This is a genomic window from Georgenia sp. H159 (assembly GCF_035607575.1).
In the GTDB taxonomy this organism is placed as follows: Bacteria; Actinomycetota; Actinomycetes; order Actinomycetales; family Actinomycetaceae; genus Oceanitalea.
In genome coordinates this window covers 755,498-774,850 of the sequence record NZ_JAYDZY010000001.1, presented here as the reverse complement: position 1 = coordinate 774,850, position 19,353 = coordinate 755,498, and the positions used below count along the sequence as shown (strand labels likewise).

Genomic DNA, 19,353 nt, shown 5'->3' with positions numbered 1-19,353 from the left:
TAGAAAGCTGAGCCACGCGTGCCGCCACTGAACGACCTCCGACCCCCTGCCCCGCTCGCCCCCGGGGCCCTGCGGGTCACCCCGCTGGGCGGCCTCGGGGAGGTGGGGCGCAACATGACCGTCTTCGAGCACGCCGGGAAGCTCCTCATCGTCGACTGCGGTGTGCTGTTCCCCGAGGAGACCCAGCCCGGCATCGACGTCATCCTCCCCGACTTCACCGCGATCCGGGACCGCCTCGACGACGTCGTGGCCCTCGTCCTCACCCACGGCCACGAGGACCACATCGGTGGCGTCCCCTACCTCCTCAAGGAGCGCGCCGACATCCCGGTCATCGGCTCCGAGCTCACGCTGGCCTTCCTCACCGCCAAGCTCAAGGAGCACCGGATCAAGCCGCGCACCGTGCACGTCGAGGCCGGGGACACCCATCGGGCCGGCCCCTTCGGGCTGGAATTCGTCGCCGTCAACCACTCCATCCCCGACGGCCTGGCCGTTGCCATCCGCACCGCCGCCGGGATGGTGCTGCACACCGGCGACTTCAAGATGGACCAGTTCCCCCTGGACGACCGCATCACCGACCTGCGCCACTTCGCCCGCCTCGGTGAGGAGGGCGTCGACCTGTTCCTCACCGACTCCACGAACGCCGAGGTCCCCGGGTTCACGATGTCCGAGCGGGACCTCACCCCGGCCATCGAGAACGTCTTCGCGACCGCGCCGCGCCGCGTCATCGTCTCCAGCTTCGCCAGCCACGTCCACCGCATCCAGCAGGTCCTCGACGCCGCCCACGCGGGCGGCCGCAAGGTCGCCTTCGTCGGCCGGTCGATGGTGCGGAACATGAAGATCGCGCGCGACCTCGGCTACCTCACCATCCCCCGCGGGCTGCTCGTCGACTTCAAGAAGCTCGAGTCCGTGCCGGACGACAAGGTCACCCTCATCTGCACCGGCTCGCAGGGGGAGCCGATGGCCGCACTCGCCCGGATGGCCAACGACGACCACGAGATCAAGCTCGCCGACGGGGACACCGTGCTGCTGGCCAGCTCCCTCATCCCCGGCAACGAGAACGCGATCTACAGCATCATCAACAAGCTCATCGACCTCGGCGCCCGGGTCGTCCACAAGGGCAACGCCAAGGTCCACGTCTCCGGGCACGCCAGCGCCGGTGAGCTCGTCTACTGCTACAACATCGTGAGGCCGCGCAACGTCATGCCGGTGCACGGGGAGTCCAAGCACCTGCACGCCAACGCCGACCTCGCCCGCCGCACCGGCGTGCCCGACGACCACATCGTCGTCGCCCGCGACGGTGTGGCGGTCGACCTCCTCGACGGGAAGATCACCGTCGCCGGGCAGGTCCCCGCCAGCCTCGTCTACGTCGAGGGCACGTCCGTCGGGAGGGCGACCGAGCCGATCCTCGACGAGCGCCGGACCCTGCGCGACGGCGGAGTCATCACCGTGCTGGCCATCGTCGACCCCACGACCAACACCCTCACCGAGCCGCTGGAGTTCCTCACCCGCGGGTTCGTCCACGACCCCGACACCCTCACCGGCGTGACCGACGCGGTGAACAAGGCCCTGGAGGCACCCAAGACGCGGGCCATCTCCGACCTCACCGCGCTGGAGACCGTGATCTCCGAGGCCGTCGCCCGGTACCTCCGACGCCGCTACCGGCGCCCGCCCGCCGTCATCGCCGTCGTCGTCGACGACTAGCAGCCCCGGCAGGCGCGTCCTGCCTCGGCGACCGTGTGTGGTTCGGGTCCGGTGGGGACCCGAACCACACACGGTGGCCGGGGGCAGCCGGGGCGGGTGGGCGGCGGGCAGGCGGCCGCCCACGTCGCCGGCGGGTCGCTCAGCCCGCGAGCGCCGCGCGCAGCCGCTCGGCGTACTGCTCCGGCTCACCCTCGGCGTACCGGGCGCGCGGCCAGAAGAACCCGCGCAGCCCGTCGCCCTTCGTCCGCGGGACCACGTGCGCGTGCAGGTGCGCGACGCTCTGGCTGACGACGTTGTTCATCGCGACGAACGTCCCCTGCGCCCCGAGTGCCTCGGGGATCGCCGTCGACACCCGGCGGACCTCGGTGAAGAACGGCCCGACGAGCTCATCGGGCAGCTCGGGCAGCGTCACCACGTGGGACCGGGGGACGACGAGCACGTGCCCCTTGAACACCGGGCGCACGTCGAGGAAGGCGAGGACGTCGTCGGTCGCCAGCACGACCTCGGCCGGCTCCGTCCCGGTCACGATCCGGCAGAACACGCACCCCTGTCCCCGAGCCATCCCCCGATGATGGCACCGGCGGCTGTCCGCGCAGCCCGGGACCGAGGTGGGCGTCCATCGCGACCTGTCCACCGGCACGACCCCGTCCGCGGCTCCGGAGGGCGACCGACCGCCGTCGTCGTCCTACCGCTTGACGACGTTGTTGCCGAACCTGCCGATGCCCTCGACCTCGACCTCGACCCGCTGGCCCGGTCGGACCGGCCCGACCCCGGCCGGCGTGCCCGTGAGGATGATGTCGCCGGGCAGCAGCGTGAAGATCGTGGAGGCGTAGGCGAGCAGCTCGGGCACCGTGTGCACCATCTGGGAGGTCCGGCCGTCCTGGCGCAGCTCGCCGTCGACCCACGCGCGCACCGCGAGGTCCGAGACGTCCAGCCCGACCGAGAGGAACGGACCGGTGGGGCACGAGGTGTCGAAGGCCTTGCCACGGGTCCATGTGACGTCCGCGCGCTGGGCGGCGCGTGCCGTGACGTCGTTGGCGACGGTGTAGCCGAGGACGTAGTCCGCCGCCTTGTCCGCGGGCACGTTCTTCGCCATCCGGGAGACGACGACGGCGAGCTCGGCCTCGTGCTCGACCTCGTCCGCGTAGTCGGGGACGACGATCGGGTCGTCCGGGCCGGTGACGGCGGTGTTCGGCTTGAGGAAGAGCAGCGGCAGCTCGGGCACCTCGTTGCCCATCTCGGCGGCGTGCGCGGCGTAGTTGCGGCCCACACCCACGACCTTCGAGCGCGGGATCACGGGCGATAGGAGGCGGACCGAGTCGAGGTCGACGCGCTCACCCGTCGCATTGACCGGCATGAACAGCGGGTCCCCCTTGAGCACGACGATGTCGGTGGAGCCGTCCTCGAGGATGCCGTAGCGGGGGCTGTCGCCCGTGGTGAAGCGTGCGATGCGCATGGTGCCAACCGTACTCGGCCCCGCGGCGGTCCCTCGCCGCGCTGCGTGCGCCAAGCGCCCGGGCCGTCCTGGTCCCGGCGGCCGCCGCCCGCCATCTCCACGCCGCCCGCCATCTCCACGTGCCGAGCGCGCCGCTCCCGTGTCTGACGCGCTCTACGCTGATGCGGTGAACGAACGGATCGTCGGGGTCGACATCGCTCGGGGGCTGGCGGTGCTCGGCATGTTCGCCGCCCACCTCGGCGACGACACGGAGGGCGGCCTGCACTCCCCCGCGTGGCTGGTCGTGGCCGACGGGCGTCCGTCGGCGATGTTCGCCATCCTCGCCGGGCTCTCCATCGCCCTGTTCACCGGTGCCCGGACCGTGCCGCGCGGGCCGGCGCTCGTCCACGGCTGGCTGCGGGTGGCGACGCGGGCCGTCGTCATCTTCGTCATCGGCGTCCTGCTCATGGCACTGGGGACACCGGTGGCGGTCATCCTGCCGTCCTACGCGGTCACCTTCCTGCTCCTCACGCCCTTCCTGACACTTCGGCCGGTGCTGGTCGGGCTCGCAGCGGCGCTCGCCGCGATCGTCGGTCCGACGGTCCTCGCCGCGCTCGTCATGCCGATGGACGACGGCCTCGGCTGGGCGGAGCGCACCTTCGGGAGCGAGGGCAACTTCGTCCTCGATCTCCTTCTCACCGGGTACTACCCGGCGCTCGTGTGGATCGCGTACATGCTCCTCGGGCTGTGTGTCGGCCGCCTGGACCTGCGCTCACCACACGTCCAGACCCTGCTCGGGCTCACCGGCCTGGGACTCCTCCTCGTGGGCTACGGCGGCGGCGACTACCTGCAGACCGCCGTCCCGGCCGACTCGCCGTTCACCGCCCAGCTCCTGCGCACCGACCCGCACTCGGACTCCACCTTCGAGCTGCTCGGCAACGCCGGTGTCACGCTTCTCACGCTCGCCGTCCTGCTGGCCCTCACCACGCTGCCCGCCGTCGCCCGGGTCAGCCGCGTCCTGCTCTACCCGCTCGCCGCGACCGGGGCGATGGCGCTGACCGCCTACTCGGTGCACATCGTCGCCATCGCCGTGCTGGGACGGGACGTCGTCTGGTACCCCGAGTCCAACGCCGTCCTCGGCTGGTTCGTGCTGGTGACGCTCGCCGGGTGCACCCTGTGGGTGCGGTTCCTCGGCCGCGGACCGCTGGAGTGGCTCATGCGGTCCCTCACCCTCGGCAGCTACCGGCCCGCCGAGGAGGAGCGTGCCGGCGCGCTCCGGCCCTGACGACGCGAGCAGACCGGCCGGTCGTGGCCCGGCCCGCATTCGGGACCCCGTTCTCTTGCGCACCCCATCGCGGAGCGACAGCATGACTAGAACGCCGTCGGACAACCGGAAGGACCTCCCGTGGCATCCAGCACCCTCACCGCGGACACTCGACGCTCGGCCCTGGAGGGGATGAGCGACCCTGACGGGCTGGACGTGCTCGTCGTCGGCGGTGGGGTGACGGGCGCGGGCATCGCCCTGGACGCCGCCACCCGCGGGCTGCGGGTCGGGATCGTCGAGGCGCAGGACTGGTCCTCCGGCACGTCGAGCTGGTCGAGCAAGCTCGTCCACGGCGGGCTGCGGTACCTCCAGATGCTCGACTTCCACCTCGTCCACGAGGCCCTCACCGAGCGCGACCTCCTCCTCAAGGAGCTCGCCCCCCACCTCGTCAAGCGGGTGCCCTTCCTCTACCCGCTGGAGCACCGTGTGTGGGAGCGCGCCTACGTCGGCGCCGGTGTCGCGCTGTACGACGCCCTCGCCGGCATCGCCCCCGGCCGGCGCGCGATGCCCCTCCACCGGCACCGCACGCGCACCAAGATGGAGCAGCTCTTCCCGGACTTCCGCCACGACGCCGCCATCGGCGCCGTCCAGTACTGGGACGCCAGCGTCGACGACTCGCGCCTGGTCACCACGCTCGTGCGCACCGCCGCCGCCTACGGCGCGCTGGCGGCCAGCCGCACGCAGCTCGTCGACCTCAGCAAGGACGCCTCCGGCCGGGTGGACGGTGGGCAGCTCCTCGACCTCGAGACCGGCGAGCGGGTGGACGTCAAGGCCCGGCACGTCATCAACGCGACCGGCGTGTGGACCGAGGAGACCGAGGCGCTGTCCGGCAGCGAGGGCGGCCTGCGGGTGCTCGCCTCCAAGGGCATCCACATCGTCGTGCCCCGCGAGCGCATCCGGGGCGACGTCGGGCTGATCCTGCAGACCGAGAAGAGCGTCCTGTTCATCATCCCGTGGTCGCGCTACTGGATCATCGGCACCACCGACACCCCCTACGAGCACGACCCGCGTCACCCCGTCGCCACCCGTGCGGACATCGACTACGTCATCGACCACGCCAACACCGTCCTCAAGACGCCCCTCACCCGCGACGACGTCATCGGCACGTACGCGGGCCTGCGGCCGCTGCTGCAGCCGGGGACCAAGGAGGGCACGTCGTCGGCGAAGGTCTCCCGTGAGCACACGGTCGCGTCCCCGACGCCCGGCCTCACCGTCATCGCCGGCGGCAAGCTCACCACCTACCGCGTCATGGCCAAGGACGCCGTCGACTTCGCCCTGGGTGACGAGGCCGCCAAGCTCCCGTCGATCACCGACCGCATCCCCCTGCTCGGCGCCGTCGGGCTGCAGGCGGTGCGCCGTCGGGCACAGCGCCACGCCACCCGATTCGGGTGGACCAAGGCGATGACCGACCACCTCCTCCACCGCTACGGCTCGATGCTGGAGGAGCTGGTCGCGATGGTCGAGGAGCAGCCCGACCTCGCCCGGCCACTCGAGCACGCCCCCGCGTACCTGCGCGTCGAGGTCGCCTACGCGGCCACCCACGAGTCCGTCCTCCACCTCGAGGACGTCCTGGTCCGCCGCACCCGGCTCGTCTACGAGGTCGCCGACCAGGGCCTGGCAGCGGCCCCCGAGATCGTCGACGTCATCGCCCCGATCCTCGGCTGGGGCGAGGACCGACGGCGCGAGGAGCTGGACTCCTACACCCAGCGCTGTGAGGCGGAGCAGGCCGCGGCGGAGGCACCCGACGACGACGCGGGAGAACAGGCCCGCCAGCAGGCGCCGGACATTGTTCCCATGAAGCCACTCCCCAGCGGCTGAGAGCGCGCCACACTATCCCCTGACGGTGCATTGCCGCGCCGACAGGTTTTCTATGCGAAAGAGAGGACAACGTGGACTTCTCCGCGATCTTCCTGCCCGAAGTCATGGGCACCGCGATGCTGACGCTGCTCGGTTGCGGCGTCGTCGCCAACCACCTGTTGCCGAAGTCCAAGGGACAGGGCGGTGGCTGGCTGCTCATCAACTTCGGGTGGGGCCTTGCCGTCTTCGCCGGCGTGTACGTCGCCTACTCCACGGGCGCGCACATCAACCCCGCTGTCACGGTCGGCCTGCTCGCCGGCGACCTGCCCTTCTTCGCGGGTAACGAGGAGCTCGGGCTCGCTCAGATCGACAACACGTTCGGCAACGCGCTCGTCTACTTCCTCGCCCAGTTCACCGGCGCCTTCCTCGGCGCCGTCATCATGTGGCTCGCCTACCGGCAGCACTTCAACGAGGAGGCGCCCGCCGCCGCCAAGCTCGGGGTCTTCTCCACCGGCCCCGAGATCCGCAGCTACGGCGCGAACGTCGTCACCGAGATCATCGGCACGTTCGTCCTCGTGTTCGTCATCGTCGCCTTCGGCTTCACGCCATCCGGCCTGGGCCCGCTCGCCGTCGCCCTCCTCGTCGTCGGTATCGGTGCCAGCCTCGGTGGTCCCACCGGGTACGCGATCAACCCGGCACGTGACCTCGGCCCCCGCATCGCCCACGCCGTGCTCCCGATCCGCGGCAAGGGCTCCAGCGACTGGGGCTACTCCTGGGTGCCGATCGTCGGCCCCCTCATCGGTGGCGCACTCGGCGGCTTCGCCGGCGTCCAGCTCCTCTGACCCTCCTCCTCCCCCGCCCAAACCATCCACAGTGACGTGAAAGGACCGACATGGCTGACTACGTCCTCGCCATCGACCAGGGCACGACCAGCTCCCGCGCGATCGTCTTCGACCACTCCGGCACGATCGTCTCCACCGGCCAGAAGGAGCACGAGCAGATCCTGCCTCGCGCGGGCTGGGTCGAGCACGACGCCGCCGAGATCTGGACCAACGTCCGGGAGGTCGTGGGCCTGGCACTGACCCGCGGCAACCTCACCCACCGCGACATCGCCGCCGTCGGCATCACCAACCAGCGCGAGACCACCGTCGTGTGGGACAAGACCACCGGCAAGCCCGTCTACAACGCGATCGTCTGGCAGGACACCCGCACCCAGAAGATCGTCGAGGAGCTCGGCGGTGACGAGGGCGCGGAGAAGTACAAGAAGAAGGTCGGTCTACCGCTGGCCACCTACTTCTCCGGACCCAAGATCAAGTGGATCCTCGACAACGTCGACGGCGCCCGGGACAAGGCCGAGGCCGGGGACCTGCTGTTCGGCACCACCGACTCCTGGGTGGTGTGGAACATGACCGGCGGCACCGACGGCGGGGTGCACGTCACCGACGTCACCAACGCCTCACGCACGATGCTCATGAACATCGACTCGCTCACCTGGAACGAGGAGATCGCGGGCGACATGAGCGTGCCGATGTCGATGCTCCCGGAGATCCGCTCGTCCTCCGAGGTCTACGGCAAGGGCCGCGAGGGCGGGATGGTGCCCGGCGTCCCGATCGCCGGCATCCTCGGCGACCAGCAGGCCGCGACCTTCGGCCAGGCGGCGTTCGAGGTGGGCAGCGCGAAGAACACGTACGGCACAGGCAACTTCCTGCTGCTCAACACCGGCACCGAGCTCGTCCACAGCGAGAACGGACTGCTCACCACGGTGGGCTACAAGATCGGTGACCAGCCGCAGGTGTACTGCCTCGAAGGGGCGATCGCCGTCACCGGCTCGCTCGTGCAGTGGCTGCGGGACAACCTCGGTCTCATCAAGGACGCCCCGGAGATCGAGAAGCTCGCCGAGACGGTGGACGACAACGGTGGCGCCTACTTCGTGCCGGCGTTCTCCGGCCTGTTCGCCCCGTACTGGCGGGCCGACGCCCGCGGCGCGCTCGTGGGCCTGACCCGGTACGTCAACAAGGGCCACATCGCGCGGGCGGTGCTCGAGGCGACGGCCTACCAGTCCCGTGAGGTGGTCGACGCGATGAACGCCGACTCCGGCGTCGACCTCAAGGAGCTCAAGGTCGACGGTGGCATGGTGGCCAACGAGGCCCTCATGCAGTTCCAGGCCGACATCCTCGGCGTGGACGTCGTCCGTCCGAAGGTGGCCGAGACGACGGCGCTGGGTGCGGCCTACGCGGCGGGCATCGCCGTCGGCTTCTGGGACGGCGAGCAGGACGTCATCGACAACTGGGCCGAGGACAAGCGCTGGACCCCGCAGATGGACGAGGCCGAGCGCGAGCGCCTCTACCGCAACTGGAAGAAGGCCGTGACGAAGACCTTCGACTGGGTGGACGAGGACGTCGACTAGGCACGACACCCGCGACTCCCTGGGTCGCCCCTTCCGCTCCACGGTCGCCCCTCCCGGCGCCCGACAAGGACCGGAAGGGGCGACCCACCCGTTTCTCCCGCCCCGCCCCGTGTCCCCCGTGTCCCCCTCGGGCCCCGCCCCCTTTCGCCGACAGCGGAGTTGTTGCGGCCCGCGCCGGCCAGGCGGCCACCTCCGGGCGCCGTCCCCCGTGTCCCCCTCGAGCCCCCCACTTCGCCGACAGCGGGGTTGTTGCACCCCGCGCCCGCCACCCACCCCTGGGTCCGCCCGCATCCGTCGACGGCCGGATCATGGGCAGCGTCCCGCCGCCCGTCCCACGTGGTGGGACGTCGGCACGGAGGGGGTTGGACGTTCAAACGACGTGCCGTACGGTCGATCTCGTCGGGGGCCCCTCCAGGTGCCCAAGTCGATCGCGGCGCCCGCCGCGAACTGAAGGGACATCACATGAGCATGCACATCAGTGCCAGGCCGCACCTCGCGCCGCGCACCTCGATGTGCATGCCCGGGCGCGCCGTCGCGTGCATGTGTTGTTGTCCCGCCTGAGCCGCGATCCCGGCGGGCTCTGACCCGCCCCGGCATCGTCTGCCGGACCCGCGCTGCTGACGGCACCGTTCTCGCCGTCGCGTATCGACGCCTCCTCGCGTCCCGCCCGCACGACCCGTGCCCGCGGACGCACCGGCGTCGCTGACAGCTGCGGGTCGGCCGCTCCCCCTACCCGGCGGCACTGCCGCACACCCATGCCCAGGAGTACCCATGTCCACCACCGTCCACCACCGGCCGCCGACGGCGCGCACCGACGTCGTCGGTGCGCTGGCCGAGCTCGACGCCGCCACCGCGGACGCCCGGCTCGCCAAGCCCGAGGTCGTGCACCACACCCAGCGCGCCCACGACCACCTGTTCGCCGACGCCGGCCGTCTCTCCCCCGCGCTGCGGCGCGCGCTGGCCGCCCGTGTCGCCGAGCAGCACGGTGCGCCGCTGCTCGCCGAGCACCACCGCGGGCATGACGCCGTCGACCTCGCCGTCGCCACCGCCGACCCGACCGTCGCCGCCCTCGTGCGGCACACCGACCTCCTCAGCCTGGCACCCGCCCTCGTCACGCCCCAGGACGTCGCGGCGCTCGAGCAGGCGGGCCTCGACCCGGACGGCATCGTCCTCCTCTCGCAGGTCGTCGCCGTCACCGCCTACGAGGCGCGGCTCGTCACCGGTCTGCGGCTGCTCGCCGGGCACGACGACGGCACCCCGGCCATCGCCGCCGGGCACGACGACGGCACCCCGGCCGGCAGCCCCAGCTCACCCACCGACCTCACCGGTCGCGGCAAGTACGCGCCGGAGCACGCCCCCAACGGGCTCGCCGCGCCGCGCCGCTTCACCCGGGACCAGCTCGGCTGGCTCCCCTGGGTGGACCCGATCCCGAGCGTGGAGCTGACCGACGAGCACCGCGCGGCGTTCGCCGGCAAGAGCGACGGTGCCTACTTCCGTCTGCTCGCCCGGGAGACCGGCGTGCTCGCGGCGCGGACGCAGATCGACCACGCCATCTTCCTCACCAGGGTCGGTCTGCCGCGTGCCGAGCGGGAGCTCGCCGCCGCGGTGACGAGTAAGGTCAACGACTGCATCTTCTGCGCCTCCGTCCACGCCCGGAAGGCCGCCCAGCTGAGCAAGCGTCCCGACGACGTCGACCGGCTCCTCGCCGCGGAGGTCCCCCGCGCCCCCGGCTGGGCACCGACGGACCTCGCCGCGCTGAGCGCCGGTCAGGAGGAGCGGTGGGCAGCGGTCGTCGACTTCGCCGCCGCCCTCGCCGCCTCGCCCTCGCGTGCCACCGCGGCGCAGGTCACGCGGCTGCGAGTGCTGGGACTCGAGCCGCTCGAGCTCGTCGACCTCGTCGCGTCGGTCGCGTTCTTCTCGTGGGCCAACCGCCTGATGCTCACCCTCGGCGAGCCCTTCGTCCCCGAGCCCGCTGCCAACAATCCCGCGCTCGGCGACAGCAGGGACACGATCCCGCCCACGACCACGCTCGGCACGTCCGTACCCGTCACCACCACACCCGACGCCGCACCCGGCACCACCTCGAGCTCCACAGTCCCCGCCACCACCGTCAGCGCACCCGCTGCCGCCACCACCACCGGAGAATCCCGATGAAGCGCACGATCCTCACCGCCGCCCTGCTCGCCTCCGGCCTGACGCTCGCCGCCTGCGGCCAGGTCGAGGTCGCGGGCGCCGACGACGACGGCTCCGCCCCCACCGCCGACGCCACCACCGGCGCCGCGGAGTCCGGGGAGATCACCGTCGTGGACGACCAGGACCGCGAGGTGACGATCGACGGACCTGTCGAGCGCGCCGTCGTCGCGCTGTCCTACAACAACGAGTTCGTCGAGGCGATCGGCGCGGGCGACCGAGTCGTCGGCGTCGACCGCGGCACCGTCCAGCGCGCGCCCTACCTCGGGCTCGGGGAGGACGACATCGTCGGGGAGAGCATCGGGGAGCTCAACTACGAGGCGATCGTCGCGCTCGACCCGGACGTCGCGATCATCCCCCGCAACGGTGCCTGGCAGGAGGCGTCCGAGCGGCTCGCGGAGTTCGACATCCCGGTCGTCGTCGTCAGCTCGTGGGACGTCGACGTCTTCGACGAGACGATCGACATCCTCGGCGAGGTCTTCGCCGAGCCCGAGGGCGCCCAGGCGGTCAAGGACTTCCACGAGGAGATCGTCACGACGGTCGCCGAGCGGGTCGAGGGCACCGAGCCGGTCCCGGTCTACTGGGAGACCGACCAGCCCTACATCACCGCCCTGCCCGGCTCCGGCTTCGACCAGGTCATCACCGGCGCCGGCGGCACGAACGTCTTCGGGGACATCGAGGGCGGCGACGCGCAGCACGAGATCACGATCGACCCGGCGTCCGTCGTCGAGCGCGACCCGGCCGTCATCGTGCACGAGCAGCCGCCGTCGGCGGAGCCCTACAGCGAGGCCGAGGTCGCCGAGATCGTCGCCGGGATCCCCGCCCGCCCCGGCTGGTCCGGCATCACCGCCGTCCAGGAGGGTGAGATCTACGTGACCAACGGCTGGGCGACGTCCGGCCTGTCCAAGGCGATCGGCACCGCCTACCTCGCCAAGTGGCTGCACCCGGAGGAGTTCGCCGACGTCGACCCGGCGGACTACCTCGAGCGGTGGGCCACCGAGTTCCAGGGCGTCACCGACTTCCCCGGCGAGGAGCCCTACGTCGCGCCCGGTGGTGGCCAGTGACCACCCGCACCGACCGCCCGGCGGGCAGCAACGTCCTGGTCGACGGCCCCGGCCCCGAGCAGGGGCAGGCACGCGGGGGTGGCGCCGTCCGCACGGGGGACGACGCCACCCGGACCGGCCCGACGCGTGGCGCCGCGCCGGCCGGGCTGCGCCGGGCGCTGGGCAACCACCGGCTACTCGTGCTCGCGGTCTCGGCGGTGCTCACCGTGGCCGTCGTCGCCGGGTCGACGGCGGTCGGAACCAGCGGCGTCGGCCTGGCCGACGCGCTGCGCATCCTGTGGCTGCGCGTCGCCGGCGGCACGATCGAGCCGGAGTTCGTCCAGGCCTACAGCATCGTCGGTGACCTCCGACTGCCGCGGGCGCTGCTCGCCCTCGCCGCCGGCGCGGGGCTCTCGGTGGCCGGCGCGGTCATGCAGGGTCTGCTGCGCAACCCCCTCGTCAGCCCCTTCACGCTCGGGGTCTCGCCCGCGGCGGCCTTCGGGGCCTCGCTGGCGATCCTGCTCGGCGGGGGCGGGGTGTCGTCGTCCAACCCGGTCGTCATCTTCTCCGCGCTGGTCGCCGCGGGCCTCGTCACCATGCTCGTGCTCGGCCTGGCGTCGGCGCGGAAGATGGCCGTCGCCACGCTGCTGCTCCTCGGCATCGCCGTCACCCAGCTCTTCGAGGCGCTGACCGCGGGCCTGCAGTACGTCGCCAACGAGAACACCCTCCAGGCGATCGTCCGCTGGACCCTCGGCTCGGTCAACGACGCGTCCTGGACCGAGGTGCAGGTGATGAGTGGCGTCGTCGTCGTGGTCCTACCGCTGCTGCTGTGGTTCGCCAAGGACATGAACGCCATCGCCTTCGCCGGCGACGACGCCGCCCGCTCGCTGGGCGTCAACGTCACCGTGGTCCGCGTCGGGCTCATCCTCGCCTCGGTGCTGCTCGCCTCGGTCGCGGTCTCCCTGTGCGGGGTCATCGGCTTCGTCGGACTCGTCGGGCCGCACATCGCGCGGCTCATCATCGGCGCGAACCACCAGTACCTGCTGCCGATGTCGGCGCTGTCGGGCGGCGTGCTGCTCGTCGCCGCCGACACGATCGGCCGCACCGTCGTCGCGCCGTCGGTGGTCCCCGTCGGGATCGTCGTCGCGATGCTCGGGGCGCCCGTGTTCATCTACCTCATCATGACGAGGAGGGCCTCCAAGTGAGCCTTGTCCAGACGACGACGGCGGAGCGCGCCGACCACGACGTCCACCCGCCCGCGGGGCTGAGCATCCGCGACGTCGAGTTCGCCTACGGCAAGCACCAGGTGCTGCGCGGGATCGACCTCGACGTCGCCGCCGGCACGCTGTGCGCGCTCCTCGGGCCGAACGGCTCGGGCAAGTCCACGCTGACGAAGATCCTCGCGGGCGTGCTGCGGACCAAGCAGGGCTCGGTGCGCCTCGGCGGGACCGACCTGCTGCGGATGAAGCCACGCGAGCGCGCGAAGGTCGTCGCCTACGTGCCGCAGTCGAGCGAGGTGCCCTTCGAGCTCACCGTGCGCGAGGCCGTGACCCTCGGCCGGACCCCGCACATGGGGATGCGGCCGCGCGCCGAGGACCTCGCCGTCGTCGAGAACGCCATCGAGCGCCTCGGGCTCGTGGAGCTGGCCGAGCGCCGGCTGTCGGACCTCTCGGGCGGGCAGGCGCAGCGGGTGCTCATCGCCCGCGCACTCGCGCAGCGCCCGCGTGTGCTGCTGCTTGACGAGCCGACGTCCGCGCTGGATCTGCGCTACCAGGTGGAGACGCTGCAGATCGTGCGGCAGGTCGCCCGCGAGGAGGGGGTGGCCGCGCTCATCGCGATCCACGACCTCAACCACGCCGCGACCTTCTGCCAGCAGGTCGTGCTGCTCAGCGGCGGCCGGCTGGTCGCCGACGGCCCGGCCGCCGAGGCCTACGACGCCGAGCTGCTCGGCCAGGTCTACGGCCTGCCCGTCGAGGTGCAGCACGACGACGGCCAGACCCAGGTCCGCCCCGTCCTCACGCCCGGATCCCTGGCATGAGCACTCCCCCACCCAGCGCCGACAGCAGAGTTGTTGTGGCGAGCCCCCTCCCCGCCGACAGCGGAGTTGTTGCCGACAGCGGAGTTCTCGCCGACAGCGGAGTTGTTGCCGACAGCGGAGTTGTTGCCGACAGCCCCCTCCCCGCCGACAGCGGAGTTGTTGCCGACAGCGGAGTTCTCGCCGACAGCAGCGAGCTCTCCGAGGCTGACCTCGTCATCGTCGGTGGTGGGCCGCGCGCTGTCTCGGTGATCGAGCGGCTGACCGCCCGCGCCAACCCGGACGAGCCCGTGCGCGTCGTCGTCGTCGACCGCTTCGAGGTCGGTGCCGGGGCCACCTGGCGGACCGACCAGAGCCCCGAGCTGCTCAACAACACCTACAGCGCGCACACGACCATCTACCCGGACGCGTCCACGCCTATGACCGGTCCGGTCACGCCTGGCCCGGACCTCGTCGAGTGGGCGCATGACGTCGTCGCGGGCCGTCCACGGACCATTGCGGACCCGTCCGCCGGCTGGAGCGCCGGCCCGCGTCCGGACTGGGCCGTCGAGGAGGCGGCTGCCGTCGAGCCGTGGTCCTTCCCCACCCGGCGACTCCAGGGGGTCTACTTCCGCGAGCAGCTCGAGGCGGTCCTCACCCGGGGAGGCGTTGAGCTCACCGCGGTCGTCGGGACCGTTGTGGCGATCGATACGGCGGACGGTGGGCTCGCGACAGAAGCTGATCGCTCGGCAACAACTCCGCTGTCGGCAGGGGAAGGGGCGGAAACAACTCCGCTGTCGGCGGGAGGAGGGGTGGCCGGGGACAGGGTGCGGGCGCTGCGGCTGGCGGACGGGCGGGTGGTCCGGGCGCGGGCCGTCGTGCTCGCGCAGGGGATGATCCAGGGGCGTCGCTCACCGGAGACCGAGGAGCGGGTCGCCGCGGCTGAGCGTCACGGGCTGGTCTACGTCGAGCCGGGGATGCCGGCCGAGCGGGACTGGGACGTCGTACCGGAAGGTGAGGACGTCGTCGTCGCGGGCCTGGGGGCGAACTTCTTCGACGTCGTCGCGCTCCTCACCGCCGGCCGCGGTGGTCGCTTCGTGCCCGGCGACTCCCCCTTCGACCTCACCTACCTCCCGTCCGGGCGCGAGCCGCGCCTGCTCGTCGGGTCGCGCCGCGGCCTGCCGTACCGCTCGAAGTCCTGGTACGGCGGTCTCCCGCCGCGGTACACGCCGCGCCTCGCCACCCGCGAGTGGATCGCCACCGCCGCGACCGTCCCCGACCAGGACTTCACCCGCGACGTCTGGCCCCAGCTCGCCCGCGAGCTCGTCGTCGCGCACCTCACCACGCTGGTGCGCCACCACCCCACCACCGTCCCGTCGGTCCACGACGACGACGGCGAGCTCCCCTCGGACCTGCTCGCTCGCATCGCCGCCACGGACCTGGCGGACCTCGACGGCCTGGTGCGCGACGTCGTCGTCGACCGGGAGCGGTGGCTGGACGTCGAGCGGCTGGACCGGCCCGACGTGCGCCTCCCCTCCCCGGAGGAGTGGCGTGCGTGGACCCGTCGGTGGGTGGCGGCCGAGCACGAGTCCATCACCCGGCCGCTCGCCAGCCCCCGCTCGGAGGTCAACCGGGCGATGGCGGCACTGCGCGGGCAGGTCGCCGGGCTCGTGCGGGCCGGAGCAATCCACGCCGCGTCGGCCACCCGCGACGTCAACGGCTGGTTCGGCTCGCTCGGCCTGGCACTGGCCTCCGGTCCGCCGCCGGAGCGCACCGCCCAGCTGCTCGCCCTCGTGCGGGCGGGCGTCGTCGACCTGCTGGGCGAGGGACTGGCCGTCGGCGTGGAGGACGGCGTGTTCGTCGCCCGCTCGCAGGTGGTGGGCCGCGAGCACCGCGTGCGCGTGTTCGTCGAGACGCGGATGTCCAAGGGGCACGCCGACGTCACCGACGACCCCCTGCTGCGCTCACTGCTGGACTCCGGTCGCGCGCGGCTGCACAGCCGCACCGCTCCGGACGGGGCCGTGGCACGGGCGCGGAGCCTGGACGTCACACCGGAGGGGTTCCACCTGCTCGACGCCCAGGGGCGGCCGGACCCGCAGGTCATCGTCCTCGGGATCCCGGCCGGTGACGTGCAGCCGGGCTCGGCGATCGGTGCGACGCCGGGGGTGCCGTCGCCGCTCATCGCCGGGGCGGACGCAGCGGCGGAGCAGGTGCTGCACCTGGTGCGGGAGTCCGTGCCGGTCGGGTGACCGGTGCGGGTGGCGCGGCAGCTCAGACGTCGCGCGGCGTGAGCACGCAGAACTCGTTGCCCTCCGGGTCGGCGAGCACCACCCACGGCACGTCGCCCTGGCCGACGTCGATCCGCTGCGCGCCGAGATCGACGAGGCGCTGCACCTCGGCGTCATGGTCGTCGTCCGGCTCGGGTGCGAGGTCGAGGTGCAGCCGGTTCTTCACCGTCTTGCCCTCCGGCACCGGGACGAACACGAGGCCCTGCCCGCGCTGCTGCGGCGGGACCGACGTGAAGTAGTTCTCGTCGCCGAAGTGCTGCGGGACGATGACCACCTCGTCGTCGGCCTCGTAGACGGTCCGCCAACCGAGCACCGTCTCCCACCACGCCGCCAGCGCCCGGGGATCACGGCTGTCGACGACCACGCTGTACCAGCGAAGGGTCATGGCTCTCCTCCTCGACGTCGTCCGAGCGGGCAGTGTGGCACCGGAGCGTCCGGCCCGTCACGGGAAAACTCACGACGAGCACTCCCGCACGCCGACGGGGACAGCAAGCCGATCGGCGTCCCGGCGCACGTCGTCGCGCGGTCGCCAGCCGGCCGCTCGGCACGCAGCACTGCGGACGTCGTCAGGCGTCCTGGTGCTCCAGCCTCCGCTCGAGCTGGGCGCCCTCGACGTCGACGTTCGGCAGGATCCGGTCCAGCCAGCGGGGCAGCCACCAGGCCTTCTCCCCGAGCAGGCTGAGCACCGCCGGGGTGAGGGTCATCCGGACGAGGAAGGCGTCGACGAGCACGCCGAACGCGAGACCGAAGCCGATCGGCCGGATCATCGAGAGGTGGGCGAAGATGAACCCGCCGAACACGGAGATCATGATGATCGCCGCGGCCGTGACCACCCGGGCGCTCTGGTTGAAGCCGCGCACGACGGCGGTGCGCGCGTCCTCGCCGTGGACGTGCACCTCGCGCATGCCCGAGACGAGGAACACCTGGTAGTCCATCGCGAGGCCGAAGAGCACGCCGATGAGGAGCACCGGGAGGAAGCTGAGGATCGGCCCGGGCTCGTTGACGCCGAAGATCCCCGACAGGTGACCGAGCTGGTACACCGCGACGACGGCGCCGAAGGACGCGACGACGGTGAGCAGGAAGCCGAGGGAGGCGAGCAGCGGCACCCAGATCGAGCGGAACACGAGGAGCAGGAGCACGAGCGAGAGCCCCACGACGACGAGCAGGTAGACCGGCAGCGCGTCGGCCAGCTGGTCGGAGATGTCGATGTTGGCCACCGTCTGGCCGGTGTAGCCCATCTCGACGCCGTGCGTGGCACCGAGCTCGTCCTGGCCGGCGAGCAGCTCGTCGACGAGGGCGACGGTCGACTCCTCCGAGGGGCCGTCGGCGGGCATGATCTGGAAGGCGAGGGTGTCGCCGTCCTCGCTGGTGCCGAAGGGCACGACGTACTGGACGCCCTCGACCGAGAGCAGGTCCTCGGCGACGTCGAGCTGGATATCGGTGAGGGCCGCCTCGTCCTGGGTCGGCTCGTCGAGCGTGGCGACGCCGATGATCGGGCCGTTCGCGCCGGCGCCGAAGTTGTCGCGGATGAGGTCGTAGGTGCGGTAGGCCGTGGAGTCCGCCGCCTCCTGGCCGCCGTCGGGCAGGCCGAGACGCAGCTGCGTGGCGGGGATCGCGAGGATGCCGGTGATGGCGACGACGCCGAGGATCGCCAGCCACGGGTGCCGCTGAACCCTGGCGGCCCAACCGCGGGAGTCGGCGTCGTTCTTGCGCTCGAGGCGGGCACGCTGCCGGGCGGGCAGCACCCGCGTCCCCAGGAGGGCGAGCAGCGCCGGCGTGAGGGTGACGGCGGCGAGCACGGCGACGACGACGGTCCCGGCGGCCACGTAGCCCATGACCCCGAGGAACGGGATGCCGGTGAGGCCGAGCGCGGCGAGGGCGATGACGACGGTCGCACCGGCGAAGGTGACGGCGTTCCCGGCCGTCCCGGTGGCCAGCGCGATCGAGTCCCGCACGCCCATGCCTTCGGCGAGCTGCATCCGGTGGCGGTTGAGGATGAACAGCGAGTAGTCGATGCCCACGGCCATGCCGAGCATGAGCGCCAGGGCAGGAGTCACGCTCGTCATCTCGACGACCCCGCTGAGCGCGAGCGAGCCGCCCACGCCGATCCCGACGCCGACGAGCGCGGTGAGCAGCGGCAGCCCGGCGGCGAGCAGCGAGCCGAGCAGGACGAGGAGCACGACGACGGCGACGACGACTCCCACGACCTCGGCCGGGCCGAGGATGGAGGAGATGTCCGAGACGATCTCGGCGCTGTAGTTGACCTCGATGCCCTCGTCGGCGAGCGTGTCGCCGATGCGCTGGACCTCGGCGGTGACGTCGGGGTCGAGCTGGCCACCGGAGGACTCGAAACGCACCTGCGTCATGGCGACGCTGCCGTCCTCCGAGACCTGGCGCAGGCCGTCGGTGAGCTGCGCGAGCCGCTCACCCTGGTCGAGCTGGGTCTCCCCCGCGGCGATCTCCGCCTCCGCGGCGGCGAGCTCCTCCTCACCGGCCGCGAGCTCGGCGCGGCTGGCGGCCAGCTGCTCCTCGCCGGCGGCGAGCTCGGCCTCGGCGGCGGCCAGCTGCCCCTCCGCCGCGGCGGCCATGGCCGGCGGCATCATGTCGGCCGAAGCCTCGAGCTCGGCCCGCTGGGCCTCCAGCTGCTCCCGGCCGGCGGCGAGCTCCTGCTCAGCCGCCTCGAGCTGGGTGCGACCGGCCTCCAGCTCGGCGCGACCGGCCTCGATCTCGGCCCGCCCCGCCTCGAGCTCGGCGCGACCCGCGGCGATCTCGTCCAGGCTGGAGTCGAGCTGCTCCTGGGTCGCGAAGGGGTCGGTCGACCCCACGACGCCGTCGAGCCGGGTCCACTGCTCGGTGACGTCGGCGACGGCGGCGCGCTGCTCGTCGCTGAACCCGTCCTCGGTGGAGAAGGTGACGGTGCCGATGCCGGCGGCGGCCTCCGGGATCTCCTCCTGCAGGTCGTCGAGGACCACCTGGAAGCGGCTGCCGGGGATGGAGAACTCGTCGCTCAGCGGCTCGCTGAGCGTGGCCGCGCCGGTCGTCGCGAGGGCGATGACCACGAGCCAGGTGATGACGGTGGCCCAGCGGTGCTGGGCGCTCCATCGACCGAGGCGGTGGAGAACAGAAGCCACAGGGGGTCCTTCCGGGGTGTCGT

The 19,353-nt window shown here is 72.2% G+C and carries 14 protein-coding genes; 10 read left to right on the top strand and 4 right to left on the bottom strand.

The window, feature by feature from the left end:
- The first annotated feature begins 114 nt into the window (after positions 1-114).
- Positions 115-1,701, top strand: a complete 1,587-nt coding sequence (locus tag VR894_RS03575; RefSeq protein WP_416380806.1) for a ribonuclease J — start codon at positions 115-117, stop codon at positions 1,699-1,701.
- A 139-nt stretch (positions 1,702-1,840) separates the two neighbouring features.
- On the opposite strand, the gene VR894_RS03570 is transcribed toward VR894_RS03575, so the two are convergent.
- Together VR894_RS03570 and VR894_RS03565 are read right to left on the bottom strand one after the other, a co-directional pair.
- A complete protein-coding gene (locus VR894_RS03570) occupies positions 1,841-2,263 on the bottom strand; it encodes an HIT family protein (RefSeq protein WP_324649934.1) in 423 nt (140 codons plus the stop codon).
- A 123-nt stretch (positions 2,264-2,386) separates the two neighbouring features.
- Positions 2,387-3,157 (bottom strand): fumarylacetoacetate hydrolase family protein, encoded by a 771-nt coding sequence (locus tag VR894_RS03565; protein WP_324649933.1) that lies wholly within the window; start codon positions 3,155-3,157, stop codon positions 2,387-2,389.
- Between the two features lie 166 nt (positions 3,158-3,323).
- Between VR894_RS03565 and VR894_RS03560 the strand changes: the two genes are divergently transcribed.
- From VR894_RS03560 to VR894_RS03520, 9 genes are all read left to right on the top strand, one after another.
- Positions 3,324-4,421: a DUF418 domain-containing protein gene (locus VR894_RS03560; RefSeq protein WP_324649932.1), complete on the top strand. Its 1,098-nt coding sequence runs from the start codon at positions 3,324-3,326 to the stop codon at positions 4,419-4,421.
- A 120-nt stretch (positions 4,422-4,541) separates the two neighbouring features.
- Positions 4,542-6,278 carry a glycerol-3-phosphate dehydrogenase/oxidase gene (locus VR894_RS03555; RefSeq protein ID WP_324649931.1) on the top strand — a complete coding sequence of 579 codons (1,737 nt, stop codon included), beginning with the start codon at positions 4,542-4,544 and terminating at the stop codon, positions 6,276-6,278.
- Between the two features lie 104 nt (positions 6,279-6,382).
- Positions 6,383-7,099 (top strand): MIP/aquaporin family protein, encoded by a 717-nt coding sequence (locus tag VR894_RS03550; protein ID WP_416380805.1) that lies wholly within the window; start codon positions 6,383-6,385, stop codon positions 7,097-7,099.
- Between the two features lie 50 nt (positions 7,100-7,149).
- Complete coding sequence (glpK, locus tag VR894_RS03545; RefSeq protein WP_324649929.1) at positions 7,150-8,664, top strand: glycerol kinase GlpK; 1,515 nt, start codon at positions 7,150-7,152, stop codon at positions 8,662-8,664.
- A gap of 771 nt (positions 8,665-9,435) precedes the next feature.
- Positions 9,436-10,818 carry a peroxidase-related enzyme gene (locus VR894_RS03540; RefSeq protein ID WP_324649928.1) on the top strand — a complete coding sequence of 461 codons (1,383 nt, stop codon included), beginning with the start codon at positions 9,436-9,438 and terminating at the stop codon, positions 10,816-10,818.
- Complete coding sequence (locus VR894_RS03535) at positions 10,815-11,918, top strand: ABC transporter substrate-binding protein (RefSeq protein ID WP_324649927.1); 1,104 nt, start codon at positions 10,815-10,817, stop codon at positions 11,916-11,918. The genes VR894_RS03540 and VR894_RS03535 overlap by 4 nt, the downstream gene beginning before the upstream one ends.
- Positions 11,915-13,102, top strand: a complete 1,188-nt coding sequence (locus tag VR894_RS03530) for an iron ABC transporter permease (protein WP_324649926.1) — start codon at positions 11,915-11,917, stop codon at positions 13,100-13,102. Before VR894_RS03535 ends, VR894_RS03530 begins: the two co-directional genes overlap by 4 nt.
- Positions 13,099-13,935 carry an ABC transporter ATP-binding protein gene (locus tag VR894_RS03525; protein ID WP_324649925.1) on the top strand — a complete coding sequence of 279 codons (837 nt, stop codon included), beginning with the start codon at positions 13,099-13,101 and terminating at the stop codon, positions 13,933-13,935. Before VR894_RS03530 ends, VR894_RS03525 begins: the two co-directional genes overlap by 4 nt.
- Positions 13,932-16,160, top strand: a complete 2,229-nt coding sequence (locus VR894_RS03520; RefSeq protein ID WP_324649924.1) for an FAD/NAD(P)-binding protein — start codon at positions 13,932-13,934, stop codon at positions 16,158-16,160. Before VR894_RS03525 ends, VR894_RS03520 begins: the two co-directional genes overlap by 4 nt.
- A gap of 22 nt (positions 16,161-16,182) precedes the next feature.
- Here the strand turns inward: VR894_RS03520 and VR894_RS03515 are convergent, their stop codons facing one another.
- Together VR894_RS03515 and VR894_RS03510 are read right to left on the bottom strand one after the other, a co-directional pair.
- The gene (locus VR894_RS03515; protein WP_324649923.1) at positions 16,183-16,584 is read right to left on the bottom strand and encodes a VOC family protein; all 402 of its coding nucleotides are present in this window, start codon (positions 16,582-16,584) and stop codon (positions 16,183-16,185) included.
- 181 nt (positions 16,585-16,765) lie between these two features.
- On the bottom strand, positions 16,766-19,330 hold the full coding sequence (locus VR894_RS03510; RefSeq protein WP_324649922.1) for an MMPL family transporter: 2,565 nt from the start codon (positions 19,328-19,330) through the stop codon (positions 16,766-16,768).
- Between the last annotated feature and the right edge of the window lie 23 nt (positions 19,331-19,353).